Raw genomic sequence first — 24,752 nt, 5'->3', positions numbered from 1 at the left:
TGTCACCACGCTTGCGCCAACAAGTAAAACCAGTGCGACCGCATCCCTGGCGCGGTCCCACGGGCTCCGCTACCTTCCACTCAGCCGCAGGAAGCGGCCAGCATCGGCAGAGATCCCTCCCAGGCCCTCGTCCTCGGAGCCGGAAGTCCAGCGCCACCGGCCACACCGGCCGTCTCCCATGACCGCGTCGGCACCGCTGTGGGTTCGCCCAGTGAAGACAGCCGACGCCATGGTTGCCGTGCGACCGAAAGTCAGGTCGGCCGCACGTACCCCACCGCAGGCAGGTAGGACTGATCAAGGATGATCTCCACCACCCCGGGACGCAGCCCCCTCGGCAGGATCCTCGCCGTGGCCGCCACCCTGGCCGTGAGCCTCGGGCTCTCCCTCACCGCCGCCGCCCCCGCCCTGGCCGCCACCGCCACCGGCGGCCCCGGCTCGACGCCCTACTGGAACGAGGACGGCGGGGTCCAGGGCTTCGCCACCGCGCTCAGCGCCTCGTCCAAGGTCTGGTACACCCTCGCCGACGGCGCGCTGCAGAACGCCTACTACCCGCAGACCGACCAGCCGGACACCTACGGCCTGCAGTACCTGGTCACCGACGGCTCCGGCTTCACCGACAGCGAGACCAGCGCCACCACGCACGCCGTGGCGCTGGCCGACCCCACCTCGCTGACCTGGACCCAGACCAACACCGCCACCAGCGGCAAGTACAGCATCACCAAGACCTACGTGGCCGACCCGGCCCGCTCGGTCGTGCTGGTGCAGACCACCTTCACCAACAACACCGCCACCCCGCTCCACCTCTACGCCGACTACCAGCCGTACCTCGCCGACCAGGGCGACGGCAACACCGGCTCCACCGACACCGCCTCCGGCGACCTGGTCGCCGAGAACGGCTCGGTGGCCAGCGCCCTGTCCGCCTCCACCGGCTTCACCGCCGCCAGCACCGGCTACGTCGGCACCGCCACCAGCGGCGCGGCCCAGCTGGCCGCCGACCACACGCTGGCCACCAGCTACTCCGGGGTGTCCGGCAGCGGCCACATCGACCAGGTCGCGCAGATCCCGGTCAACGCCTCCGGATCGACCAGCTTCACGCTGGCGCTGGCCTTCGACACCACCGAGGCGGCCGCCGTCACCGACGCGTCCTCCTCGCTGGCCGGCGGCTTCGGCGCGGCCGAGAACGCGTACGAGTCCGGCTGGCACACGTGGATGTCCGGCCTGGACGCGCCGCCCGCCTCGGTGGCCTCCAGCCCCGCGCTGCTGCAGCAGTACCGGATCTCGCTGATGGAGGTGAAGGCCGACGAGGACCGGACGTACACCGGGGCCTTCGTCGCCGCGCCCAGCGTCCCCTGGGGCGGCAGCGTCAGCGCGGCCAGTGCCGGAGCGCACGGCTACCACCTGGTGTGGACCCGCGACGAGTACGAGATGGCGACCTCGCTGATGTCGGCCGGGGACACCGCCGACGCCAAGGCCGCGCTCGCGTACCTGCTCCAGTACGAGGTCACCTCCAGCGGCTACGTCAAACAGAACAGCTGGCTCAACGGCACCCCGGAGTGGAGCGGCCAGCAACTGGACGAGGTCGCCGACCCGATCATCCTCGCCTACCAGTTGGGCGTCACCGACGCCACCACCTGGGCCACGCTCAAGGAGGAGGCCGGCTACCTGGTCAGCAACGGCCCGGTGACCGGCGAGGAGCGCTGGGAGGAGATCGGCGGCTACTCGCCCTCCACCATCGCCGCCGAGATCGCCGGACTGGTCTGCGCCTCCGCCATCGCCACCGACAACGGCGACAGCGCCGACGCCGCCACCTACCTGGCCACCGCCAGGACCTGGGCCGCCGACGTCGACAGCTGGACGTACACCACCACCGGCAGCTACGGCAACGGCGACTACTTCCTGCGGATCACCCAGGACGGCAATCCCAACTCCGGCGCCACCATCTCGCTGGCCAACGGCGGCGGCAGCTACGACGACCGCGCCGTCACCGACGCGGGCTTCCTGGAACTGGTCCGGCTCGGCATCAAGTCCGCCTCGGCCACCGACATCACCGACTCGGTCGCCGCGGTGGACGCCAGCATCAGGACCACCACCCCCGAGGGCCCGGTCTGGCACCGCTACACCCACGACGGCTACGGCGAGACCTCCACCGGCGCGGACTACACCGGCGCCGGCGTCGGCAACCCCTGGCCGGTACTGACCGGTGAACGCGGCGAGTACGACGTGGCGCTCGGCGACACCGCCGACGCCCAGGCCATGCTGCAGACCATGCAGGGCGCGGCCACCCCCGGCGGACAGATCACCGAACAGGTCTGGGGCAACAGCACCCCCTCCTCCGTCAACGGCTGGACGCTGGGGCAGCCCGACAACTCCTCCACCCCGCTGATGTGGGCCATGGGGCAGTACGTGCGGCTGGCCAACGACATCTCCCACGGCAGCGACCTGGACACCCCCGGCATCGTCTGCACCACCTTCGGCACCTGCGCCGCATTCACGCCCACCACCCCGACCGGCCTGACCGTCACCGGCACCACCCCCACCACGGCCAGCCTGAGTTGGAGCGCCTCCGGCAACTCCCCGACCGGCTACCGGATCCTGCGCAACGGCGCCCAGGTCGGCACCAGCACCGGTACCGGCTACACCGACACCGGACTGACCGCCGGCACCTCCTACAGCTACACCGTCGAGTCCTACAACTCGGCCGGGACGTCCGCCCCTTCGGCCGCCGTGACCGCCACCACCGGCAGCGGCCACACCCAGACCGTGGACGTCACGGTGCCGGTGAACACCGCCGCCACCGGCGACGGCGTCTACCTGGACGGCAACTTCTCCGTCCTCGGCACCGGAGGCACCGACTGGGCGGCCTCCGGCATCGCCATGACCAAGGTCGACGACACCCACTACACCGCCACCGTCGTCGCCACCAGCCGCGCGGCGCTCTCCTACAAGTACGTGCTGGGCGCCTCCTGGAGCAACGTGGAGAAGACCGCGGGCTGCGCCGACACCGCCAACCGCGCCCTCACCGTCGCCGACGGCACCACCGCCGACACCGTCCTCAACTGGGGCGGCCCGAACACCTGCGGCAGCGCCGAGGCGGTCATCGACGTCACCGTGCCCTCCGACACCCCGAGTTCGGGCACCGTCTACATCGCCGGCGCCTTCTCCGCCCTGGGCACCGGCATGCCCTCGTCCGCCGACTGGTCGGCCGGCCTCTACCCGATGACCCGGACCGGCACCGACACCTGGCAGGCCGTCGTCCCGGCCGTCCCGGGCACCACCCTGGCCTACAAGTTCGACCTCAACGGCACCTGGACCAACGCCGAAGAAGCCCCCTCCTGCGCCACCCAACCCAACCGCAGCTTCTACTTCAACGGCGCCGGCACCACCTACACCGCCACCGACACCGTCTCCGACTGGTCCGGCCTGAACGGCTGCTGACTAGGCGTCAGGGCCGACTAAAGGGGCTCGCCGACAATCCCAACGAACGTCAGGCCGTGGGGATTGTCGGCGGTCGGGACAACTGCTCTGCTCAAGCGGTGACGTACTTCTCGCCGGCGGGGAACTCGCCTGCCTTCACGGCCGCGACGAACGAGGCGAAGGCCGCTGTGGTGAACGGCAGAACGGGCGAGGCGAGTCCCAGCGTGGTGTCCACGACGGGGGCCAGGCCGGCGGAGACGAGATCACGGGTCGTGCCGACGCATCCGGCGTTCCCGCCGGAGTAGGACGACTTGAAGACAGAGACCTTGGACAGATCGATAGCGGGCGTCATGTTGACCAGCTCTCCCATTGCGCGGCGGATCACTTCGCGGGACTCGTGTGCCGACAGTGCTGAGGCCCGAACCCGATCGTAACGGGCGACGGTACCTTGTACCGCTGCTGGCTCTTTGGTGACCCAACCCCTGTCAAGTGCCTCCGCATAGGACCACGTTTCGCCATCAGGCATCCCGACGAGCGCCACGGTGCTGTCGAGCCACGTGAGGAGGGGTGCCTGTGCGGGTACCACTTGCACGGTGACGCTGGGAAGACAAGTCATGCGCAAGAGATGGGCGAGCTGATGTGCCATCACCTTGGGTCCGCCTACTTGATTGTGGAGGACCGACTCGTGCAGGACGGCGAGCACTCGCAAAGGGGTCGTTCCCCGGAGTAGCTCTTGCCTGGACAGTCGGGCCTCGGTCAGCTCGTTCACCCGCTCCGGGCTGTGTCCCCACAGCGCAAGTTGGTGACGCATGTACAGCTCGGTCTGCAGCAGGCCTGGCATGCTCATGGGATACCACTCGTGCAAGGTCACTGCCTGTGCTTCAAGCGCGACGTACTGTTTGAACCAATCGGGATAGAACCCGCTGGTGGCCTCCCGCACTACGTACTTGAGGCTTCGCAGCAGTACTCCGCCGGTACCCAGCGCACCATCGATCTGTGTAGCAATGGCCGCTGTGGCCACGGCCTTCCCATTCTCAAGGCCAGAGATCCAGGACTGGTCACAAGGGATCCTCGCAGCCAGTTGGCCTTGGGTCAGACCGGCTTGGCTACGCCAGAACTGGAGTTCCTCACCCCACAGGACTGCCGCGCCATTCGGCGGCGACTGCGGCTTCTTCGGCCGTGCCAACGCGCATCCTCCCTATGAATGACAATGCGCTCATATATGAGCGATCGAGCGCTCATACGCAGGGCCTTGGTCTCTGAGCGACGGCTCCCTGACACTGAGTGAGCGTCACATCAGGACATGCCCCGGCAGGGGCTGGCGCGAAACCGGTAGCTGGCTCAGGTCACCGCTCGCCTGAGCAGAGAGTGCCTCACCGCACGCCGGCCGAAGGCGTCCCACGATCTGCCCGGGCATCCTGAAAACCCCCAATGGGCGCTCAGGGTTGCACTACTCGTCAGAAGGAGCACGTGACAGTGATCACGACCAATGAAGCGGCGCAGACCGGAGCGAGCAGGACGACCCGGTTCCTCGCACTGGACATCACGCGCATGTGCCAGGCTCAATGTGCACACTGCTACAACTCGTCCGGGCCGAGCGGCACGGACGGGGATATGACCCGCGACGACTGGTTGGGCGTGCTGGACCAGGCCGCCGACTTGGGTGTGAACCAGATCCAGTTCATCGGCGGCGAGGCCACCCTGCATCCTGACCTGCCTGAGCTGGTGAATCGCGCCGTCGACCAGGGTATGGCCGTGGAGGTATTCAGCAACCTGATCCACATCCGGCCCGAGGTGTGGTGCGTACTGCGCCGGCGTGGGGTGACGCTGGCGACCTCGTACTACAGCGACCGGGCCGACGAGCACGAACGCATCACCAAGCGCCGGGGTTCCTATGCGAAGACCAAGGCGAACATCATCAGGGCCCTGGACTACGGCATTCCGGTGCGGGCAGCGCTGGTGGACATGCGGGAGGGCCAGCGGAGCGAAGAGGCCCAAGCCGAGCTGCGCGCACTCGGCGTGACCAGCATCCGCACCGACCGCATGCGGGGCATCGGTCGCGGAGCCGAAACGGGCGAGGGGCAGGATCCGGCTGAGTTGTGCGGAAACTGTACGCGCGGCCGGGCAGCCGTCATGCCGAACGGCGACGTGGCCGGGTGCGTGATGTCGGCCGGGATGATGACAGCTGGCAACGTGCACGGCATGCGGCTGGCGGACATCCTCGACAGTCAGGCGTGGCGAAACATCGCCGTCCGCGTCCCGACTCTGCAGGCGAACGGGGCGTGTGCGCCCGACTCCTGCACACCGAAGGAGGATTCGTGCCAACCGTCTCCGGGCGTCGACCCCTGGGAGGACTTCCGGGCGACCGCGTGCAACCCGAACAGCGACGGCAGTGACTGCTCCCCGGCGGAAACTCCGGCCTGCAATCCGAAGTACTGAGAGGTTGATGAACATGGGCGTTGTCCTGGACTGGGAGCCGCGCGCGGCGGCGCTGGCGGACGAGGTCGTGCACCCCTCGTCGCCGTGGCACGGCGCCGTCGCCGCGACCCCTCGGCATCTGCTGGTGCCGCGCTGGTGGCGGTACCTGGCGGACGAGGGCGGCATGGCGCTGCGAGTGGGGGCGGACGACCCCGCGCGGTGGCTCAACGCCGCGTACAGCAACCGGACATTGGTCACCCGGGTCGGCAGCGCCCACGCCGACGCTGCCGGGCCGGACGACCACCCGGAGGGCCTGCCCACCTCGTCCAGCACGCTCCCGGCCCTGGTGTTGTCGATGTTCGAGCACGCGCTGATCACCGACACGACCGAGGTGCTGTGCGTCACCGGCAGCGGCTACGGCACCGCGCTGCTCGCCCGCCGGCTCGGTGACCAGCAGGTCACCAGCGTGGACGTGGACCCGTACCTCGTCCGGGCCGCCTCCGGCCGGCTGGATGCGCTCGGGCTGCACCCGACGCTGGCGGTCTGCGACCTCACCGGGCCGCTGCCAGGGAGGTACGACCGGATCGTGTCCACGGTCGGCCTGCCCGGCGTTCCCGCAAGCTGGTTGGCGGCGCTCAGGGACGGCGGCCGGCTGGTCACCAACCTCGCCGGGACCGGCCTGGTCGTCACCGCCGACAAGGCGCCCGACGGCAGCGCGCGGGGAAGGGTCACCTGGGAGCGCGCGGGGTTCATGGCCACCCGCTCGGGTGACGACTACCCGCCGTCGCCCGGCACCCGGCGCGCCTGGACCGACGAGGGCGAAGAGGTCGGCCCCGGCCGGTACCCCGTCGTCCACGTTGCGGAGACCTGGGAGCTGCTGTCGGCGTTCGCCCTGACGACCCCCGGTGTGCAGCACGGCTACCGGCAGGACGCGGACGGCGTGCGGACGGCGGTCATGGTCCATGCCGACGGTTCATGGGCGCGGGCCACCGGCCGCCACGGTGAGCCGCCGACCGTCCACCAGGCGGGGCCCAGGCGGCTGTGGGACGTCCTGGACGGCATCCGCCATGACTGGCTGTCGGAGGGGGCGCTCCCCGGGTACGGGGCGGCGGTCACCATCACCCCGGACGGGCGGACCGTGCTGTCGCGGGGCGGGTGGCGCGTCAGTGTCGGGCGGGCCTGAGGTGGTGGGGGAGGGGGCGGTCAGGTCTGGCGGGCGTGGGAGGAGAGGCGGTCGGCGAAGGCGAGGACCAGGGTGCGCAGTTCCTCGGGGCGCTCGATGACGAACGGTCGGTCGAGCGAGGCGAGCAGCGGCGGCAGCCAGTCGAGTGCCTCCGCCCGGAGCTCGACCCGGTGCCAGCGCTCGGCCGCCGGATCGGCGCCCCCCTCGGGTGCGGGCTGCTCCAGGGCCGCGACGGCGGCCGGGAGGCGGGCGCGGATCTGCTCGACCGTCCCGTGGATCCGCACGGTCACCTCGTACCGGTAGGCGGCCGTGGCGAAGCCCGACAGCACCCGCTGGGCCGGATCGAGCCCGGCCGGGGCCTCGAACGAGCCCGGCAGCGCCCGCACGCCCGCGATCCGGTCCAGCCGGAAGGTCCGGTCCTCGCCGATCCCGGGGTCCGTGCCGGTGACGTACCAGCGGCCCGCGTGGGCGACGATCCCGTACGCGTGCAGCGGCCGTTCGCTGCGCCGGCCGTCGCGGTCGGTGTAGCGGATCGAGACCGGCCGCCGGTGCCGCACCGCGTCGGCGAGGGTGAGCAGGACCTCGGCGTCCGGGGCGGCGGAGGCGCTGGGCAGGGCCGTGAACGCCAGGGATCCCAGGAGCGTGTCCAGCCGACCGGCCAGGCGTTTCGGCAGCACCCGGCGGATCTTGGCCGCCGCCGTCTCGCTCGCCGTGTCCGTCGTGGTCATCAGGCCCGCCCGGCGGCCGGCGACCAGGCCGAGCAGCACCGCGAGCGCCTCGTCGTCGCTGAGCATCAGCGGCGGAAGCCGGTAGCCGGGGGCGAGCCGATACCCGCCGTAGCGGCCCCGCACCGTCTCCACCGGCAGGTCGAGGTCGACCAGCTGCTGCACGTACCGCCGCACGGTCCGCCCGTCGACGCCGAGCCGCTCGGCGAGCTCGGCCACCGTCCGGACGCCGCCCGACTGCAGCAGCTCCAGCAGAGTCAGCACGCGCCCGGTAGGTCGAGACATGGGCCGAGCCTAACCCGGATACCGGACCGGTTCTGTCCTCTATCCGTCCTAGCCTGCGGAGCACAGCCCAAAGACACCCACCTGGGAGAACACCATGGACCTGGTTTCGATCCGCATCATCACCGGCGACATCGCACGCCTCGTCGGCTTCTACGAGAAGGCCACCGGCGTTCCGGCGGCCTGGGCCACCGAGGACTTCGCCGAACTCACCACCCCGCGCGCCACTCTGGCCATCGGCAGCACCCGCACTGTCCCGCTGTTCGCCCCGGGCTCCGCCCGCCCGGCGGACAACCACAGCGTGATCATCGAATTCCTGGTGGACGACGTGGACCGCGTCCACGCGGACCTGGCCGGCTTCGTCCCCGACTTCGTCACCGAGCCCACCACCATGCCCTGGGGCAACCGCTCGCTCCTGCTCCGCGACCCGGACGGCAACCTCGTCAACTTCTTCACCCCGGTCACCCCGGCCGCCATCGCCAAGTTCGCCCGCTGACACCGGCAACCCCCGGACGCGGCACAGCCCCCGGCGGCCGAGCGGGTCGCCGGGGGCTGGGGGGTGTGGTCAGCTCTCTGCGGGGTGGAGCTTCAGGGAGATGGAGTTGATGCAGTAGCGCTGGTCGGTGGGGGTGTTGTAGCCCTCGCCCTCGAAGACGTGGCCGAGGTGCGAGCCGCAGCGGGCGCAGCGGACCTCGACCCGGCGCATGCCCATGGTGGTGTCCTCGATGTACTGGACGCGGTCCTCCGCCAGCGGGGAGAAGTAGCTGGGCCAGCCGCAGTGGCTGTCGAACTTGGTCTCCGAGCTGAACAGCTCGTTGCCGCAGGCGCGGCAGGAGTAGGTGCCGACGGTCTTGGTGTCGGTGTACTCGCCGACGCCGGGGCGCTCGGTGCCGGCCTCGCGCAGCACGTGGTACTCCTGCGGGGTCAGCTGGTCCCGCCACTCGGCTTCGGTCTTGTCGATCTCGTAGGACATGGACTTCCTGCCTTTCGGGCGAGACGAGCGGGCGTTCAGGCGGGGCGGGCGTTCAGGCGAGGCGGGCGAGGATCTCCGGGCCGAGGGTGGTCACGTCCCCGGCACCCATGGTGAGAACAAGGTCACCGGGCTTGGCCATTCCCGCGATCAGCTCCGGGACCTCGGCCAGGGTGTGCGCCTCGGTGGTGTCCGCGCCGTGGCTGCGGGCGGCGTCGATCACCAGGGCGCTGGTGATGCCGGGGAGCGGGTCCTCGCGGGCCGGGTAGATGTCCAGCACGACGACGGCGTCGGCCAGCGCGAGCGCCTCGCCCATCTCCGCGCCCAGCTGCTGCGTCCGGCTGAACAGGTGCGGCTGGAAGACGACCAGGACCCGGCCGTCCCCGGCGGCCTGGCGGATGGCCTCGAGGTCGGCGGCGATCTCGGTGGGGTGGTGCGCGTACGAGTCGATGACCTGGACGTCCTGGGCGGTGCCCTTGAGCTGCAGGCGGCGGCGGACGCCGGTGTAGCCGCCGAGCGCGCGGGCCAGCTCGACGGCGGGGACGCCGAGGGCGGTCCCGGCGGCGAGGGCGGCGACGGCGTTGTGCGCGTAGTGGCGGCCGGGGACGGCCACGGTGAAGGCCAGCTCCGCGCCGTCCACCAGGACGACGACCTCGCTGGTCATGCCGCGCGGGGTGATCCGGACGATGCGCACGGTGGCGTCGGCGGACTCGCCGACGGTGACCACGCTCAGTCCGGGGCGGGCGCCGATGCGGGCGGTCAGCTCGCGGGCGCCGCTCTGGTCGGCGGAGACGACCAGGGTGCCGCCGGGGACGATCCGGTCCACGAACGCCTCGAACGACTGGTGGATCTCTTCCATGGAGCCGTAGTTGGCGTGGTGGTCCAGCTCCACGTTGAGGATGATCGCCACCTCGGGGGAGTACTTCTGGAAGCTGCGGTCGCTCTCGTCGGCCTCGGCGACGAAGATCTCGCCGGTGCCGTTGTGGGCGTTGCTGCCGGGCTCGTCCAGGTCGCCGCCGACGGAGTACGAGGGGTCGGCGCCGAGCGCGGTGAGGCTGACCGCCAGCATGCTGGTGGTGGTGGTCTTGCCGTGGGTGCCGGCCACGGCGAGGGTGCGGTAGCCCACCATGATCGCGGCCAGCGCGTCCGCGCGGTGGATCACCGGCAGGCCGCGCTCGCGGGCGGCGACCAGCTCCGGATTGCTGTCGCGGATGGCGCTGGAGACCACCACGCAGCTGGCCCCGGCCGGGAGGTTCTCGGCCGCGTGGCCGACGAAGACCTTGGCGCCCAGTCGTTCGAGCGCGTGCACCGTCGCCGAGTCCTTGGAGTCGCTCCCGGAGACGGCCGCTCCGCGCAGGGCCAGGATCTTGGCGATGCCGGACATCCCCACGCCGCCGATGGCGATGAAGTGGGGTGCGGAGAGGTCAGGTGCGCTCACGGGTGGCTCTCCCGGGGTCGGGCCTACAGCTGTCGGCACCGATTCTGCCGTACCGGAGCCACCGGGTCCGACAGCACGCGTGCCGCCCGCTCCGACAGCACGCGTGCCGCCCGGTCCGGCGGCCCCGGCGGCGGTGGCCGCCGGGGCCCGGGGATCAGTCCTGCTGGGCGAAGAGCTGGAGCACCGGGACGCCCACCTTGTGCCGGGCCTGCGAGGCCCAGTCGCGGTGGAACAGGCCCTCGATCCACTGGGGGGCGGCCAGCACCACCACCTCGTCCGCGCCCACCTGGTCGACCAGCTCGGTCAGGCTGCGCAGCGGGTCCTCCTCGACGACCTGGCCGGTGGCCTCGGCGCCGGCCGCCCGCAGCTGCTCCAGCGTGTGCCGGAGCTCGGCCGCGGCGGCGGTCACCGCCTCCTCGCCGCGCGGCTCGTCGTGCTCGTGCAGGGCGCGGTCGAGGTAGCCGAAGGCCACGTCGTCCACGGCGCGCAGGAGTTCGTCCTGCTTGCCCCGGGGCTGCATGAGGACGTGGAAGGTGACCTTCTCGTCGCCGTGCAGCGAGGTGATCAGGTTGAGGTCCGCGTTCGAGAGGGTCTTCTCGATCAGCAGTACGGTCGTGAACACGTGTGTCCCTATCTGCTCGGCCCCCGGCTCCGGCAGGCCGCGCGGCGGGCCGCGTGCTGTCCGGTGACGAGGGTCTCCTGCCGCTCGGAGGATCGGCTTCCGTTATGCGGCACCAGTCACGCTACGGGTGTAGCGCGCAAAGAGGAAACCTTTCTCCTCGAGTAGCGCAACAAGATCCATCTGTTCGGCCGCTGCCGCGGCTCCCGGGCCCGCTGCCCCGTGCGCGATCCGCGGCGAGTCGCCGACGGCCAGCAGCGGGGCCAGCGACAGGCACAGCTCGTCCAGCACGCCCGCCGCGACGAACTGGCCCAGCAGGGTCGGCCCGCCCTCGGTCAGCTGCCGGGTCCAGCCGCGCTCGGCCAGCGCCGCCACCGCCAGGGCCGGGTCCACCCGCTCCTCCCCGGCGATGATCACATCGGCCGCCGCGCGCACCGCCCGCAGCGCCTCGGCCGGTGCGTTCGCGCAGGTCACCACCGTCGTCGGCACCAGCGGCGCGGTGAACAGCGGCAGCGTCAGATCCAGATCCAGCCGGGCCGAGACCACCGCCACGGCCGGTGCCGGGCCCACGCCCCGCGCGGCCCGGGCTGCCGCGAACTGCTCGCGCGCCCGCGCCGGGCGGTAGCCCTCGGCCCGCACCGTCTCCGCGCCCACCACCACGACGTCCGCCAGCGCCCGCAGCACCCCGAAGATCCGCTTGTCGGCCGCCGAGGACAGGCCCTCGGAGAGCCCGTCCAGCTGGGCCGCGCCGTCCAGGCTGGAGACCATGTTGCCGCGCAGCCAGGGCGTGCCCGGGCGCGGTGCGCCGTCCGGGCCGGTGCCGCCGCCGGTGGCCTCGGGGTACGCGTACGCCTGGGCCAGCCCCTCCAGGCTGGTGAGGTCCGTCACATCGGGGTGCTGGGGAAGCAGTCGGCGCATGGTTGGGAGTCTTCCACGAGGACGCGGACCGTACGCTTGGGGACTGTGCCTCCCGCTGACCTCCCTGCCGACCGTCCCGCTGAAGCGATATCCCTGAGCGCGCGGACGCCGGTGGTGCCCGCCGACCGCCTGGTCGCCGAGATGGTGCCGCCGCCGCGCTTCATGGAGGCGCGCTTCGCCACCTACCTGCCGGATCCGGCGCAGCCCAGCCAGAGCGAGGCCGTGACCGTCCTCGAAGGCTTCGCGGCCACGCTGGGCCGATCCGGTGGCGCCGGCGGCTCCGGTGCGGGCCGCAAGCGCTGGTTCGGCCGCAGCGCCCCGGCCGCCGGCGGCCCCGGCGGCATCTACCTGGACGGCGGCTACGGCGTCGGCAAGACCCACCTGCTGGCCTCGCTGTGGCACGCCGCGCCGGGCCCCAAGGCGTTCGGCACCTTCGTGGAGCTGACCAACCTGGTCGGCGCGCTCGGCTTCCAGCACGCCGTGCAGGCGCTCTCCGGGCACAGCCTGCTCTGCATCGACGAGTTCGAGCTGGACGACCCGGGCGACACCGTGCTGGTCTCCACCCTGCTCAGCCGGCTGGCCGAGGCCGGGGTCAAGCTGGCCGCGACCTCCAACACGCTGCCCGGCAAGCTCGGTGAGGGCCGCTTCGCCGCCGCCGACTTCCTGCGCGAGATACAGGGCCTGTCGTCGCGCTTCCGCAGCGTCCGCATCGACGGCCAGGACTACCGGCACCGCGGGCTGCCCCAGGCCCCGCCGCCGTACGGCGACGCCGAGGTCGCCGGGCTGGCCGCGCGGCTCGGCCCGGGCGTCTCCTTCGACGGCTTCGGCGAGCTGCTGGCCCACCTCGCGGTGGTCCACCCCAGCAAGTACGGGGCGCTGCTGGACGGCGTGGAGACGGTCTGCCTGACCGGCGTGCGGCCGGTCGAGGACCAGAGCACCGCGCTGCGGCTGGTGGTGCTGGCGGACCGGATGTACGACCGCGAGCTGCCGGTGATCGCCTCCGGCGCCCCCTTCGACGCCGTCTTCAGCGAGGAGATGCTGAACGGCGGCTACCGCAAGAAGTACCTGCGGGCGGTGTCGCGGCTGGTGGCGCTGGCCCGGGAGGGCGGCCGGGCGGCCACCCCGGCCTCCTAGGCCCGGCCTCCTAGGGCCCGGCCTCCGGCGCAGAGCCCGGTCTGCGCCGAAGGCCGGGCAGGCCCTCCCGGGCCCGGGGAGCCGTTCGGGCGGGGATTGTCAGTGGCAGGTCGTACGGTTGATTGCGTGAGACCCATCACCGATCTTGAGCGAACCGTGGCGCCCTTCGAGGTCGTCAGTCCCTACCAGCCCAGCGGCGACCAGCCCACCGCCATCGCCGACCTGGAACGCCGCATCCGCGCGGGCGAGCAGGACGTCGTCCTGCTCGGCGCCACCGGCACCGGCAAGTCCGCCACCACCGCCTGGATGATCGAGAAGCTCCAGCGGCCGACCCTGGTGATGGCGCCGAACAAGACGCTGGCCGCGCAGCTCGCCAACGAGTTCCGCGAGCTGCTGCCCAACAACGCCGTCGAGTACTTCGTCTCGTACTACGACTACTACCAGCCCGAGGCGTACATCGCCCAGACGGACACCTACATCGAGAAGGACTCCTCCATCAACGAGGAGGTGGAGCGGCTGCGCCACTCCGCCACCAACTCGCTGCTCACCCGGCGCGACGTCGTGGTGGTGGCCTCGGTGTCGTGCATCTACGGCCTGGGCACCCCGCAGGAGTACGTCGACCGGATGGTCCGGCTCCGGGTCGGCGAGGAGATCGACCGGGACGCCCTGCTGCGGCGCTTCGTGGACATCCAGTACGCCCGCAACGACGTCGCCTTCACCCGCGGCACCTTCCGGGTGCGCGGCGACACCATCGAGATCTTCCCGGTCTACGAGGAGCTGGCCGTCCGGATCGAGATGTTCGGCGACGAGATCGAGGCGCTGACCACGCTGCACCCGCTCACCGGCGAGGTCATCAGCGAGGACCGCGAGCTGTTCGTCTTTCCGGCCTCCCACTACGTGGCGGGCCCGGAGCGGATGGAGCGCGCCATCGCCGGGATCGAGGCCGAGCTGGAGCAGACGCTGGCCACCATGGAGAAGCAGGGCAAGCTGCTGGAGGCCCAGCGGCTGCGGATGCGCACCACCTACGACATCGAGATGATGCGGCAGATCGGCACCTGCTCCGGCATCGAGAACTACTCCCGGCACATCGACGGCCGCGACCAGGGCTCCGCGCCCAACACCCTGATGGACTTCTTCCCGGAGGACTTCCTCCTGGTCATCGACGAGTCCCACGTCACGGTCCCGCAGATCGGCGCCATGTACGAGGGGGACGCCTCGCGCAAGCGCGCCCTGGTCGAGCACGGCTTCCGGCTGCCCTCGGCCATGGACAACCGCCCGCTCAAGTGGGAGGAGTTCCTGGAGCGCATCGGCCAGACCGTCTACCTCTCGGCCACCCCTGGACCCTTCGAACTGTCGCGCGGAAACGGCCAGGTCGACCAGATCATCCGGCCCACCGGGCTGATCGACCCGGAGGTCGTGATCAAGCCCACCGAGGGCCAGATCGACGACCTGATCCACGAGATCCGGCTGCGCACCGAGCGGGACGAGCGGGTACTGGTCACCACGCTCACCAAGAAGATGTCCGAGGACCTCACCGACTACATGCTCAACCTCGACATCCGGGTCCGCTACCTGCACAGCGACATCGACACGCTGCGCCGGGTCGAGCTGCTGCGCGAGCTGCGGGCCGGCGAGTACGACGTCCTGATCGGCATCAACCTGCTCCGCGAGGGCCTGGACCTGCCCGAGGTCTCGCTGGTCTCGATCCTGGACGCCGACAAGGAGGGCTTCCTGCGCTCCGGCACCTCCCTCATCCAGACCATCGGCCGCGCCGCCCGCAACGTCTCCGGCCAGGTCCACATGTACGCGGACCGGATCACCCCGGCGATGGAGAAGGCCATCGACGAGACCAACCGGCGCCGCGCCATCCAGCAGGCGTACAACGCCGAGCACGGCATCGACCCGCAGCCGCTGCGCAAGCGGATCGGGGACATCCTGGACTCCATCGCCCGCGAGGACGTCGACACCGGCGAGCTGCTGAGCAGCGGCTACCGGCAGAGCGCCAAGGGCGGCGTCCGGGGCGGCCGGGCCCCGGTGCCCGCGCTGGGGGCGTCCGCCAAGCGCGACAGCAAGGGGCTGCCCGCCGCCGAGCTGGCCGACATCATCACCGAGCTGACGGAGCGGATGCACACCGCCGCCGCCGAGCTGCAGTTCGAGGTCGCCGCCCGGCTGCGGGACGAGGTCAACGAACTCAAGAAGGAGCTGCGGCAGATGCGCGAGGCGGGCGTGGCCTGACCCCCGGCGGCACGGCCGGAACCGACGGGCCCTCGGACTGCGTAAGGTTTCCCCGGGAAGCCTTGATGAGAAGAAGCAGCGGTACCGAGGGCTGGGGAGGCCGTCCGTCATGTCGGTGAGCCTGAGCAAGGGACAGAGCGTCAGCCTGCAGAAGTCCGGCGGCGGTTCGCTCTCCGTGGTGCGGATGGGCCTGGGCTGGCAGGCTGCTCCGCGGCGCGGGCTGTTCGGCAGCAAGTCGCGGCAGATCGACCTGGACGCCTCGGCGGTCATGTTCGCCGAGCGCCAGCTGGCCGACGTGGTGTTCTTCCAGCACCTGGTCAGCAACGACGGCTCGGTCCGGCACACCGGGGACAACCTGACCGGCGGCGCCGGCGGGGAGGACGACGAGTCGATCGTGGTCGACCTGGCGCGGGTTCCCGAGCACGTCACGCAGATCGTCTTCACGGTGAACTCCTACACCGGGCAGACCTTCGCGGAGGTCCGCCAGGCGCACTGCCGGCTGGTGGACGAGAGCAGCGGCCAGGAGCTGGCCCGCTACAGCCTGAGCGGCGGCGGCGCGCACACCGGCCAGGTGATGGCCAAGGTGATGCGCGACGCCGACGGCGGCTGGCAGATGGCGGCGATCGGCGCCCCCGCGCGCGGCCGGACGTTCCAGGACATGCTGCCCGCCATCACGCCCTACCTCTGAATCCTTACCCCGCCTTTACCCTACTGTTATCCTGTGAAGCAGCGGAGGGGAGTACCCCCGCTGCCCTCACCGGCAGCGTGACGTCCTCGTCAGCACGGCGGACCGGCCTGCGGCCCGCCCGGTGGCGTCGGCCCAACCGCGCCAGGGAGTCCGTCCCCGGCGCGCTCGGGTGGAGGAGACCTCCGGCAGCCCGTTCCACTGCCGGAGGAGCAGCACACCATGGACGTCTCCATGGCCCTGTGGGCCACCACGATCGCGGTGCTGGTCGCCCTGATCGCCGCCGACTTCTTCATCGGCGGGCGCAAGCCGCACGAGGTCTCCCTGAAGGAGGCCGGAATCTGGACCGGCGTCTGGATCGCCCTGGCGGTCGCCTTCGGTGGCTTCCTGTGGTGGCACTCCGGGGCCACTCCGGCCGGGCAGTTCTTCGCCGGGTACATCACCGAGAAGTCGCTGAGCGTCGACAACCTCTTCGTCTTCGTGCTGATCATGGCGAAGTTCGCGGTGCCCGCCGCCTACCAGCAGCGGGTGCTGATGATCGGCGTGCTGATCGCACTGGTCCTGCGGGCGGTCTTCATCGCCGCCGGGGCCGCGATCATCGCCGGCTTCTCCTGGGTGTTCTTCATCTTCGGCGCCTTCCTGATCTGGACCGCCTGGAAGCTCATCAAGGAGGCCCGGGCCGAGCGGAGCCACGACGCCGGCGCCGAGCCGGAGGCCTACCAGGAGAACGCGGTGCTGCGGGCCGTCGAGAAGCGCTTCCCGGTGGCCGACCGCTACCACGGCACCAAGCTGCTGATCAGGAAGAACGGCCGGCGGATGGCCACGCCGATGCTGATCGTCATCCTGGCCGTCGGCACCACCGACGTGCTGTTCGCCATGGACTCCATTCCGGCGATCTTCGGTCTCACCCAGGACCCGTACATCGTCTTCACCGCCAACGCCTTCGCGCTGATGGGGCTGCGCCAGCTGTACTTCCTGATCGGCGGGCTGCTGAAGCGGCTGGTGCACCTCTCCTACGGGCTGTCGGTGATCCTCGGCTTCATCGGCGTGAAGCTGCTGCTGCACGCCCTGCACGAGGCGGGCGTGCACGCCGCGCCGGAGATCGGCATCCCCTTCTCGCTGGCCTTCATCGTCGTGGTCCTGGCGGTCACCACCGCCACCAGCCTGGTCGCCTCGCGCCGGGAGCAAGCCGCCGAGCGGGACTAATCCGGTACGCGGCCGTTGTTGCACCGGCGGAGCCCGGCCCTGTCACGCACCCCCCGTACCAAGGAGCACACCATGAGCGTCGTCCTCACCGCGACCGTCCACCCCGCGCCCGGACGGTTGGACGAGGTGCTGGCTGCTTTCGCCCGCCATGTCGGCACGGTCCACCAGGAGCCCGGCTGCGAGCTGTACGCGCTGCACGTCAGCGGCGACGACATCGTGCTGATCGAGAAGTGGGCCGGTGAGGAGCAGTTGCAGCGCCACAGCCAGGGCGCGGCCCTGGCCGCGCTGAACGCGGAGCTGACCGGTCTGCTGGCCGGCCCGGCCGATCTGGTGCAGCTGACCCCGCACCCGGCGGGGGAGCCGGCCAAGGGCGCGCTGTAGGGCACACCCCGGGGCCAGCGGTCAGGGGCCTGCGGTCAGGGAAGGGGAAGGGCGGGCGCCGTCGCTGCGTCCCTCCCCGCCATCAACTCCCGGGCCGTGCCGATGACCACCTCGCGCAGCCACCGGTGCCCCGGGTCCGCCTCCAGCCGCAGGTGCCAGGCCATGCCCAGCTCCATGCCCGGGAGTTCCAGCGGGGCGTCCAGCACCGCCAGCGGCATCGCCCGCGCCGCGCGCTCGGCGAACTCCCGTGGCAGCAGCGCCAGTACGTCCGACTCCAGGGCCAGGAAGCAGGCCGCGCTGTGGGTCGGCACGGTCGCCAGCACCAGTCGGCTCAGGCCGAGTTCGGCCAGCCGCTGGTCCACCACGCCCCGGGCCCGGCCCCGGCGTGAGACCGCGACATGCGGCAGCGAGACGAACTGGTCGAGCGTCATCTCCCGTTGCCCGTCGGTGAGGCAGGGGGAGTCGGCGCGCAGCACCACCGCGTGCCGGCCGCTGCGGTACAGCACACAGCTGCGGACGTCCGGCGGCAGCTCCGGCAGCGCGCCGAGGTCCAGATCGATCCGGTCGCGCAGGTTTGCCGGATCCTCCGTGCCCTCCGGCAGGATCCTCAGCCGCACGCCCGGGGCCTCCCGGGCGATCCGCGCGGTCATCGCCGGGCCCAGCACCACCAGCACCGCGTCACTGGCCCGGACGGCGAACTCCCGCTCCAGGGCGGCGATGTCGACCGGCACCGGCGGCTGCAGCGCCGCCAGTGCCTGGGCCAGCGCGGCCTCCACCCGGGGGCGCAGCTCGCGGGCGCGCGGGGTGAGCGCCAGCCCCCGCCCGGCCGGCACCAGCAGCGGATCGCCGACCACCCGGCGCAGCCGCCCCAGCGTCCGGCTCATCGCCGACGGCGAGACGTTCAGCTCGGCTGCGGCGCCGGTGACGCTGCCCTCGCGCAGCAGGGCGTCCAGGGCGGGCAGCAGGTTCATGTCCGGGAGTTGCACGAAACGCAATCCTAGTCTGACAACGGGGAACTTGTAGTCAGCAATGGCGGACGCCAGCATGGAACCGTGCCCGGATCCGGGCTCCGCAGACACCTGGCCGCAGACACCTGGCCCACCCGCACACACCTGGTTGAGGGACTACATGATCGACACTCGGCGCCGGCGTACGGCCCTGCTCGTCGCCGGCTGCTTCTTCATGGAGATGCTGGACGGCACCATCGTCTCCACCGCCGCGCCGCAGATCGGGGCCTCGCTGCACACCGCCCCGGCCTCGGTCGGGCTGGTGATCACCTCCTACCTGCTGACCGTGGCCACCCTGATCCCGCTCAGCGGCTGGCTGGCGCTGCGCTTCGGCCCCCGGCGCATCCTGCTCGGCGCGATCGCCCTGTTCACCCTCGCCTCGCTGGCCTGCGCGGGCTGCGACAGCCTGGGCCAACTGGTGGCCATGCGGGTGCTCCAGGGCGTCGGCGGCGCGATGATGGTCCCGGTCGGACGCATGGCGGTGCTCGGCCGGGCCGAGAAGCCGGACATACCCCGGCTGATGGCCTACATCGTCTGGCCCGGCCTGGTCGCCCCGGTGGTCGCGCCCCTGGCCGGCGGGGTGATCACCACCTACGCCGACTGGCACTGGCTGTTCCTGGTGAACCTGCCGCTGGGCGCCGCCGCCTTCGCCGTCGCCTGGCGGCTGGTCACCCCCGGCCCCCGGCAGAGCCCGCCGCCGCTGGACTGGGCCGGGGTGCTGCTCAGCTGCGCCGGACTGGCCGGGGCCACCTGGACCGCGCACCTGTTCTCCGAGAGCCGCACCCCCTGGGCGACCGCCGCCGCCCTGGCCGCGCTCTCCGCACTGGCCCTGGCCGCCGCCGCCCGGCACCTGCTGCGCACCCCGCACCCGCTGGTCAACCTGCGCGTCCTGGCCGACCGGGGACTGCGCTCCTCGGTCGTCGGCGGCTCGCTGTACTGGCTGGTGGTCGGGGCGGTGCCGTTCCTGCTGCCGCTGCTGTTCGAAGAGGTCTTCGGCTGGAGCGCGGTGAAGTCCGGCGCGGTGGTGCTGTTCGTGTTCGTCGGCAACATCGGCATCAAGCCCGCCACCACCGGCCTGCTGAACCGCTACGGCTTCCGGCCGCTGCTGGTCCTCAGCACCGCGTGCCTGGCGGCGACCGTGGTCGGCTTCGCCTTCCTCACCGCAGGCACACCGGTGGCGCTGATCGCGGCGCTGGCCGCGGTCAGCGGCGCGGCCCGCTCGGTCGGCCTGACCGGCTACTCGGTGCTGGCCATGAGCGAGATCCCGCCGGAGCGGATGAGCGACGCCAACACCCTCTCGGCGACCTTCTCGCAGACGGCGGCCGGATTCGGGGTCGCCGTCGCCACCGTCGGGCTGCGGCTCGGCGGCGAGATCGGCTCCGCCCCGGGCACCGCCTACGGAACGGCCTTCGGACTGCTGGCGCTGCTCGCCCTGCTGGCCACCGCCGACGCGGTCCGGCTGCACCCAACGGCCGGGGACGCCGTCCGTCACCGCGCCGCAGGATCAGCCCCGCAGCCGGCCGCCGAACCCCGCCCCACCGGCGCGGGCGGGTAGCCGCGCTGCGGGCCGCCCGGATCTCGCCTAGCGTCGGAAGGGGGACGCGAGCGGGGGCCGAGGAAGGGTGAGGCTCATGGTGGTGCTGAAGATCCTGGCGTTCTCGGTGATCGTGATCGCCCTCGTGGTCGGGCTGGTGCTGGGCATGATCGGCGGGCCGAACTACCGCAGGCGCTAGCCCCGCGCACGGCAGCGGCGCCCCGCTCCGGAGAAACCGGTGCGGGGCGCCGCCGACACGCAGACGTCAGCTGACGAGAACGTCAGATGACGCGGATGTTCTCGGCCTGCGGGCCCTTCTGGCCCTGGGTGACCTCGAACTCGACCTTCTGGCCCTCGAGCAGCTCACGGAAGCCCTGCGCGTTGATGTTCGAGTAGTGAGCGAAGACGTCAGCGCCGCCGCCGTCCTGCTCGATGAAGCCGAAACCCTTTTCGGCGTTGAACCACTTCACGGTACCGGTGGCCATATTGGTCTCCTTCTGTCAGGGGCTGGTGCCAGAACCCGCCCTGTGCGGACTCCGTGTCGCCGGGATGATCACCCTGGTCATTGAAGAGACCTGCAAAAGCACGAACGCCCGTGATCGCGATCACGGGCGGCCAAACTTAGGGAACCACGCACTGCAACTGATCACCAGAATACAGGGCCCTGCCCGGGGCGCGTCAACAGATCCCGAGGATCGGACACACGACTCGGGGAGCCCGCCGACCGGGCCAGGACTGCCCCGCGTGGTCGGCGTCGCGCCCATCGTGTACGGTTTTGACCTGTAGTAGTCGTGGTTCTCGACGTTTGTACGCCCGTGATCCCGATCGCGGGCTTTTTTTCCTGTCCGCGGTCCTCCGGAGCACTCCCCGGCGTGCAGATCCGACACTCGAGTCCGCACGGTGCGGCTCCTGCACGACTACAGAGGAGAACGAGAGACATGGCCACCGGTACCGTCAAGTGGTTCAACGCCGAAAAGGGCTTCGGCTTCATCGAGCAGGACGGCGGCGGCGCCGACGTCTTCGCCCACTACTCGAACATCAACGCCCAGGGCTTCCGCGAGCTCCTCGAGGGCCAGAAGGTGGAGTTCGACGTCACCCAGGGCCAGAAGGGCCCGCAGGCCGAGAACATCCGCCCGCTGTAAGGCCGCTCGGCCTCGCGTGCGCACCACAGCGCCCCCGTCCGGTTCTCCGGGCGGGGGCGCCGCGCGTCCGGGGGTGCGCGGCGCACCGGCGCGTGCTTCTGTGGAGCCCGGGGGCCGGGAGCGGGGGGTCGTGTGAGGAGACCGCGTGGACGGCAGCCCGTACCCCCTGAGGATCAGCCCCTCCGGCAGCTCGCTGGTGCACGTCGCCGCCCGCAGCGGCACCAGCGCCCGGACGCCGTGCGGCTTCACACCGGCCGCCGGCTACTACACGGTGCTCTCCGCCGCCCCGGTGACCTGCCCCCGCTGCCTGGACTTCGTGGACGCCGGGCCGCCCCCCGCCCGCCGAACGTGACCTGCGGGGCCCGGCCCGCGTTGAACCGGGCATGAACCAGCACGGTGCCCTGCTCGAAGACCTGGCCGGCGAGCTTCTCCGCGAGTTCCCGGAGGAGGGCAGGGAGGCCGCGCTCACCCTGCTGCGCACGATTCGTGACGCCCCCTACGCCTGGCCCCACGCGGCCGACGCGGCCTGCTCCGAGGACGTCCGCGAGGCGCATTTCGGCTGTTGCTGGATGCAGTACGCGCTCCGGTCCGAGCAGGTGGAGATCCTGGAGATCGGCTGGCTCGGCTGAGCCTCCGGCGCCCGGCCCGCCGATGCCGGCCCCAACACCTAGTAGCCGTACGAACGCAGATCCGATAACTTTCCTGCTAGCAGTCGTGGTTCGCAGGTCGACGCCGGCGCTCGCGCCAAGGGCGTTGTGCTGTCTGGCAGTTGTCGGAGGACCAGGGCGATCACCTCATCACCCGGGGGAGCTGAACCGTCAGTTCCCCATTCCCCGACAGGGAGCAGCACATGGCCAGTGGCACCGTGAAGTGGTTCAACGCCGAAAAGGGCTTCGGCTTCATCGCCCAGGACGGCGGCGGCGCCGACGTCTTCGCGCACTACTCGAACATCAACGCGCAGGGCTTCCGCGAGCTGCAGGAGGGCCAGAAGGTCGAGTTCGACGTCGCGCAGGGCCAGAAGGGCCCGCAGGCCGAGAACATCACCGTCATCTGACGCGTGGCAGCAGGCCCCGCACCGCCGAGGTGCGGGGCTTCGCCATTGACGGGCGCTGCCTGGAGATGCGGCGCGGGGAAGGTGCACGGATGCTGGAGGGGTCAGCATTCCGCGAGGAGGTCGTCATGTCGGTGATGGACAAGCTGAAAGACATGCTCAAGGGCCACGAGAGCCAGGCCCACCAGGGAGTCGAGAAGGCCGGGGACATGGTCGACAAGAAGACCGGCGACAAGTACAAGAGCCAGGTCGACATGGTCCAGGGCAGGCTCGACCAGCAGATCGGCGGCCAGCCCCCGGCGGCCCAGCCCCCGACCGGCCAGCCTCCGGCGGCCCAGCCGCCGACCGACCCGCAGCCCTAGCCGCTGTCCGGGCGAGCGGCTTGCCCACCTTCGAGTGAGTTGCCGGGCTTCGCCGGAAGCGCCGGATTTGATCTCCAGGACCGACCTGCTTCAACCAAGGAGATCGAATCGTGCGCACCAACCTCCGTACGTCCGTCGTGGCAGTGATGGCGACGCTCTGTGTTGCGATGGGCGCGGGCACTGCCCTTGCCGACTGCGTGCCCTCGCTGCCGACCGTCACCAGCGGTGGCGCCGTCTTCGGTGCGGCGGCCGCCAACGGCGACGGGGTGGCCTACGACGGCCCGTCGGGTCACGCGGTGCTCGTCCACCACAGCGTGGCCGGGGTGTTCGCCGCCCGCGGCTGATCCCTGCCGCGCCCCATCCGGCTGTGCGGCCCGTGCCCGACCGACCGGCACGGGCCGCACAGCCGTGTGCTGCCACGGTCGTGTGCTGCCGCCGTCGTGTGTTGCCGCCGCCCGGTGCTTCCGGGGCGCTCTCAGCCGACCCGGCGCAGCACCACCACCTGCTGCTGGTCGAAGGTCTGGACGTAGACCGAGCCGCGGTGGGCCATCTCCGCGTAGGCCACCGGGGTCATCCCCGGCGACCACCAGGCCAGGTCCAGGGTGATGTACTGCGGGGCCACCGGATCGCCGCCGGGCCAGAACACGGTGCAGCGCGAGGCCAGCGCGGCCAGCTGCGGATTGCCGGTCTCCACCGTGGCGCCGTCCGGGATCAGCCGGTCGGCCGCGCGCAGTGCCGCCGCGTGCGCGCCGCCCTGGTACGTCGCCGGGTCGGCCAGCTCCGACAGCGTCAGCGACATGGCGGCGCTGACCGCCACCGCCGCGCCGACCATCAGCGGCACCCCCTGCCGCGCGTAGGCGCGCGCCCAGGGCGGGCCGGACCGCTCCAGCCGGACCATGCCGTCCACCGCCGCCAGGAACACCACCGGCATGAGCACCGCGCTGTAGTGCCAGGCGGTGCCCCAGTACGACTGGTCGGAGGAGGCGAAGCGCCAGCCGAGCGTCGGCAGGGCCAGCACCATCAGCGGGGAGCGCAGGCAGAGCAGCCCGGTGATGCCGACCACCCAGGCCACCGTGCGCCACTTGACCACCGGCCACACCAGGCCCAGCAGCATCGAGCCGAGGTGGGCATGGGCGGCGCTGCCGCCGGGCAGGGCGGTGAAGTAGGCGTAGTGGTGGTCGGGGGCGAACCAGGGGATCACCCGGTAGACGATCACCGACACCGCCGCGACCCCGCCGGAGACCAGCAGCGCGCCGCTCTGCCAGCGCCGGTTGAGCAGCAGCAGCACGCCCACGGCGGCGACGGTCAGCCCCATGTCCTCCTTGACCAGCAGCAGCGGCAGCGACCACCAGGCGGCCCGGTCCCAGCGCTTCAGCAGCAGCTGCCGCGCCACCACGGCGATGATCGGGACGGCGAAGGCGATCTCGTGGAAGTCCGCGTCCACCGCGCGCTGCAGCCCCCAGGAGAGCCCGTACGCGGCACCGACCGCCAGCCCCTTGGCGCGGGTGGTCAGCTGCTCGGCGGTGACGGAGACCACCACCACGGAGACGGCGAACAGCACGGCCTGGGCGACCAGCAGGGTGACCGCGGACGGGAACACCCGGTAGAACGGGGCCAGTACCGCGATGATGGGCGAGAAGTGGTCGCCCAGCAGGCTGAAGCCGGGGCCCTTGATGTCGGAGACCGGCGCTCCCAGGTGGGCGTAGCCGCGCACGCCCTGGGTGAAGATCGCCAGATCCCACTCCTGGGCCCCGAAGCGCAGGTAGCGGGCGACCGAGAGCACGGTCCAGGCCGCGCAGAACGCCGCGCCGAGCGCCAGGTGCGGCCACCGGCCGACGGCGCGCTCCCGCAGGCGCCCGGGCGGTGAGGTGTCGATGGGCGGAGCCGTGTCCGCCCCGGGTATGTTCACGGTGGTGCCCATGCCAGTCATCACTCCCGGTCCGCCGTGGATTCCAGCAAAATACCGGTCACAAGTCGTCAGGTGTACGACAGAAGTGAAACTGCCGCTCCGCAAACCGGATGCCGGGTGCGAACCATGGGTAGTGCGG

Annotated in this window: 25 protein-coding genes; 16 read left to right on the top strand and 9 right to left on the bottom strand. The window is 71.4% G+C overall.

Going from position 1 to position 24,752, the window contains the following annotated elements; genetic code table 11:
• The first annotated feature begins 300 nt into the window (after window positions 1-300).
• On the top strand, window positions 301-3,435 hold the full coding sequence (locus GXW83_RS26040; RefSeq protein ID WP_182445504.1) for a glycoside hydrolase family 15 protein: 3,135 nt from the start codon (window positions 301-303) through the stop codon (window positions 3,433-3,435).
• 91 nt (window positions 3,436-3,526) lie between these two features.
• Here the strand turns inward: GXW83_RS26040 and GXW83_RS26035 are convergent, their stop codons facing one another.
• On the bottom strand, window positions 3,527-4,600 hold the full coding sequence (locus tag GXW83_RS26035; RefSeq protein ID WP_182445503.1) for a helix-turn-helix transcriptional regulator: 1,074 nt from the start codon (window positions 4,598-4,600) through the stop codon (window positions 3,527-3,529).
• Between the two features lie 290 nt (window positions 4,601-4,890).
• Between GXW83_RS26035 and GXW83_RS26030 the strand changes: the two genes are divergently transcribed.
• Together GXW83_RS26030 and GXW83_RS26025 are read left to right on the top strand one after the other, a co-directional pair.
• The gene (locus GXW83_RS26030) at window positions 4,891-5,853 is read left to right on the top strand and encodes a radical SAM/SPASM domain-containing protein (protein WP_225447258.1); all 963 of its coding nucleotides are present in this window, start codon (window positions 4,891-4,893) and stop codon (window positions 5,851-5,853) included.
• 13 nt (window positions 5,854-5,866) lie between these two features.
• Window positions 5,867-7,015: a protein-L-isoaspartate O-methyltransferase gene (locus GXW83_RS26025; RefSeq protein ID WP_225447257.1), complete on the top strand. Its 1,149-nt coding sequence runs from the start codon at window positions 5,867-5,869 to the stop codon at window positions 7,013-7,015.
• Window positions 7,016-7,035: 20 nt separating this feature from the next.
• Here GXW83_RS26025 and GXW83_RS26020 read toward each other — a convergent pair whose 3' ends face one another.
• A complete protein-coding gene (locus GXW83_RS26020) occupies window positions 7,036-8,025 on the bottom strand; it encodes a YafY family protein (protein ID WP_182445501.1) in 990 nt (329 codons plus the stop codon).
• A gap of 94 nt (window positions 8,026-8,119) precedes the next feature.
• Between GXW83_RS26020 and GXW83_RS26015 the strand changes: the two genes are divergently transcribed.
• The gene (locus GXW83_RS26015; RefSeq protein WP_182445500.1) at window positions 8,120-8,518 is read left to right on the top strand and encodes a VOC family protein; all 399 of its coding nucleotides are present in this window, start codon (window positions 8,120-8,122) and stop codon (window positions 8,516-8,518) included.
• A 69-nt stretch (window positions 8,519-8,587) separates the two neighbouring features.
• On the opposite strand, the gene msrB is transcribed toward GXW83_RS26015, so the two are convergent.
• From msrB to GXW83_RS25995, 4 genes are all read right to left on the bottom strand, one after another.
• On the bottom strand, window positions 8,588-8,995 hold the full coding sequence (msrB, locus tag GXW83_RS26010; protein ID WP_182445499.1) for a peptide-methionine (R)-S-oxide reductase MsrB: 408 nt from the start codon (window positions 8,993-8,995) through the stop codon (window positions 8,588-8,590).
• 52 nt (window positions 8,996-9,047) lie between these two features.
• Window positions 9,048-10,430, bottom strand: a complete 1,383-nt coding sequence (gene murC, locus GXW83_RS26005) for a UDP-N-acetylmuramate--L-alanine ligase (protein WP_225447256.1) — start codon at window positions 10,428-10,430, stop codon at window positions 9,048-9,050.
• Window positions 10,431-10,584: 154 nt separating this feature from the next.
• Window positions 10,585-11,052, bottom strand: coding sequence for an indole-3-glycerol phosphate synthase (locus GXW83_RS26000; RefSeq protein WP_182445498.1), 468 nt, complete (start codon window positions 11,050-11,052; stop codon window positions 10,585-10,587).
• A 102-nt stretch (window positions 11,053-11,154) separates the two neighbouring features.
• Window positions 11,155-11,967: a pyrimidine reductase family protein gene (locus GXW83_RS25995; RefSeq protein ID WP_182445497.1), complete on the bottom strand. Its 813-nt coding sequence runs from the start codon at window positions 11,965-11,967 to the stop codon at window positions 11,155-11,157.
• Window positions 11,968-12,054: 87 nt separating this feature from the next.
• On the opposite strand from GXW83_RS25995, the gene zapE reads away from it, so the two are divergent.
• The 5 genes from zapE (at window position 12,055) to GXW83_RS25970 (ending at window position 17,608) form a co-directional block, all read left to right on the top strand.
• Window positions 12,055-13,101: a cell division protein ZapE gene (zapE, locus tag GXW83_RS25990; RefSeq protein WP_225447549.1), complete on the top strand. Its 1,047-nt coding sequence runs from the start codon at window positions 12,055-12,057 to the stop codon at window positions 13,099-13,101.
• Between the two features lie 126 nt (window positions 13,102-13,227).
• Window positions 13,228-15,336, top strand: coding sequence for an excinuclease ABC subunit UvrB (gene uvrB, locus GXW83_RS25985; RefSeq protein WP_182445496.1), 2,109 nt, complete (start codon window positions 13,228-13,230; stop codon window positions 15,334-15,336).
• Window positions 15,337-15,445: 109 nt separating this feature from the next.
• Window positions 15,446-16,024 carry a TerD family protein gene (locus GXW83_RS25980; RefSeq protein WP_182445495.1) on the top strand — a complete coding sequence of 193 codons (579 nt, stop codon included), beginning with the start codon at window positions 15,446-15,448 and terminating at the stop codon, window positions 16,022-16,024.
• A gap of 219 nt (window positions 16,025-16,243) precedes the next feature.
• Window positions 16,244-17,227 (top strand): TerC family protein, encoded by a 984-nt coding sequence (locus GXW83_RS25975; protein ID WP_182445494.1) that lies wholly within the window; start codon window positions 16,244-16,246, stop codon window positions 17,225-17,227.
• A gap of 72 nt (window positions 17,228-17,299) precedes the next feature.
• Window positions 17,300-17,608, top strand: a complete 309-nt coding sequence (locus GXW83_RS25970; RefSeq protein WP_182445493.1) for a putative quinol monooxygenase — start codon at window positions 17,300-17,302, stop codon at window positions 17,606-17,608.
• Between the two features lie 35 nt (window positions 17,609-17,643).
• Here the strand turns inward: GXW83_RS25970 and GXW83_RS25965 are convergent, their stop codons facing one another.
• On the bottom strand, window positions 17,644-18,594 hold the full coding sequence (locus GXW83_RS25965) for a LysR family transcriptional regulator (protein WP_182445492.1): 951 nt from the start codon (window positions 18,592-18,594) through the stop codon (window positions 17,644-17,646).
• A gap of 142 nt (window positions 18,595-18,736) precedes the next feature.
• On the opposite strand from GXW83_RS25965, the gene GXW83_RS25960 reads away from it, so the two are divergent.
• The gene (locus tag GXW83_RS25960) at window positions 18,737-20,170 is read left to right on the top strand and encodes an MFS transporter (RefSeq protein ID WP_182445491.1); all 1,434 of its coding nucleotides are present in this window, start codon (window positions 18,737-18,739) and stop codon (window positions 20,168-20,170) included.
• A 260-nt stretch (window positions 20,171-20,430) separates the two neighbouring features.
• Here GXW83_RS25960 and GXW83_RS25955 read toward each other — a convergent pair whose 3' ends face one another.
• Entirely contained in the window at window positions 20,431-20,634 is a 204-nt protein-coding gene (locus GXW83_RS25955; protein ID WP_034090356.1) for a cold-shock protein, read from the bottom strand.
• 453 nt (window positions 20,635-21,087) lie between these two features.
• Between GXW83_RS25955 and GXW83_RS25950 the strand changes: the two genes are divergently transcribed.
• The 6 genes from GXW83_RS25950 to GXW83_RS25925 all read left to right on the top strand — a co-directional run bounded on the left by GXW83_RS25950 (window position 21,088) and on the right by GXW83_RS25925 (window position 23,048).
• Complete coding sequence (locus tag GXW83_RS25950; protein WP_034090357.1) at window positions 21,088-21,291, top strand: cold-shock protein; 204 nt, start codon at window positions 21,088-21,090, stop codon at window positions 21,289-21,291.
• 145 nt (window positions 21,292-21,436) lie between these two features.
• Window positions 21,437-21,643, top strand: a complete 207-nt coding sequence (locus GXW83_RS25945) for a hypothetical protein (protein ID WP_182445490.1) — start codon at window positions 21,437-21,439, stop codon at window positions 21,641-21,643.
• A gap of 31 nt (window positions 21,644-21,674) precedes the next feature.
• Entirely contained in the window at window positions 21,675-21,920 is a 246-nt protein-coding gene (locus GXW83_RS25940; protein ID WP_182445489.1) for a hypothetical protein, read from the top strand.
• 221 nt (window positions 21,921-22,141) lie between these two features.
• Window positions 22,142-22,345: a cold-shock protein gene (locus tag GXW83_RS25935; protein WP_182445488.1), complete on the top strand. Its 204-nt coding sequence runs from the start codon at window positions 22,142-22,144 to the stop codon at window positions 22,343-22,345.
• 89 nt (window positions 22,346-22,434) lie between these two features.
• On the top strand, window positions 22,435-22,704 hold the full coding sequence (locus GXW83_RS25930) for an antitoxin (protein ID WP_370466770.1): 270 nt from the start codon (window positions 22,435-22,437) through the stop codon (window positions 22,702-22,704).
• 110 nt (window positions 22,705-22,814) lie between these two features.
• Complete coding sequence (locus GXW83_RS25925; protein WP_182445487.1) at window positions 22,815-23,048, top strand: hypothetical protein; 234 nt, start codon at window positions 22,815-22,817, stop codon at window positions 23,046-23,048.
• Window positions 23,049-23,179: 131 nt separating this feature from the next.
• On the opposite strand, the gene GXW83_RS25920 is transcribed toward GXW83_RS25925, so the two are convergent.
• The gene (locus GXW83_RS25920; RefSeq protein ID WP_182445486.1) at window positions 23,180-24,625 is read right to left on the bottom strand and encodes a DUF2079 domain-containing protein; all 1,446 of its coding nucleotides are present in this window, start codon (window positions 24,623-24,625) and stop codon (window positions 23,180-23,182) included.
• Window positions 24,626-24,752 lie beyond the last annotated feature (127 nt).

It is taken from the genome of Streptacidiphilus sp. PB12-B1b, from assembly GCF_014084125.1.
Classification (GTDB): domain Bacteria; phylum Actinomycetota; class Actinomycetes; order Streptomycetales; family Streptomycetaceae; genus Streptacidiphilus.
The sequence above is the reverse complement of the archived record's forward strand: the minus strand, read 5'-3'. Positions and strand labels throughout refer to the sequence as shown.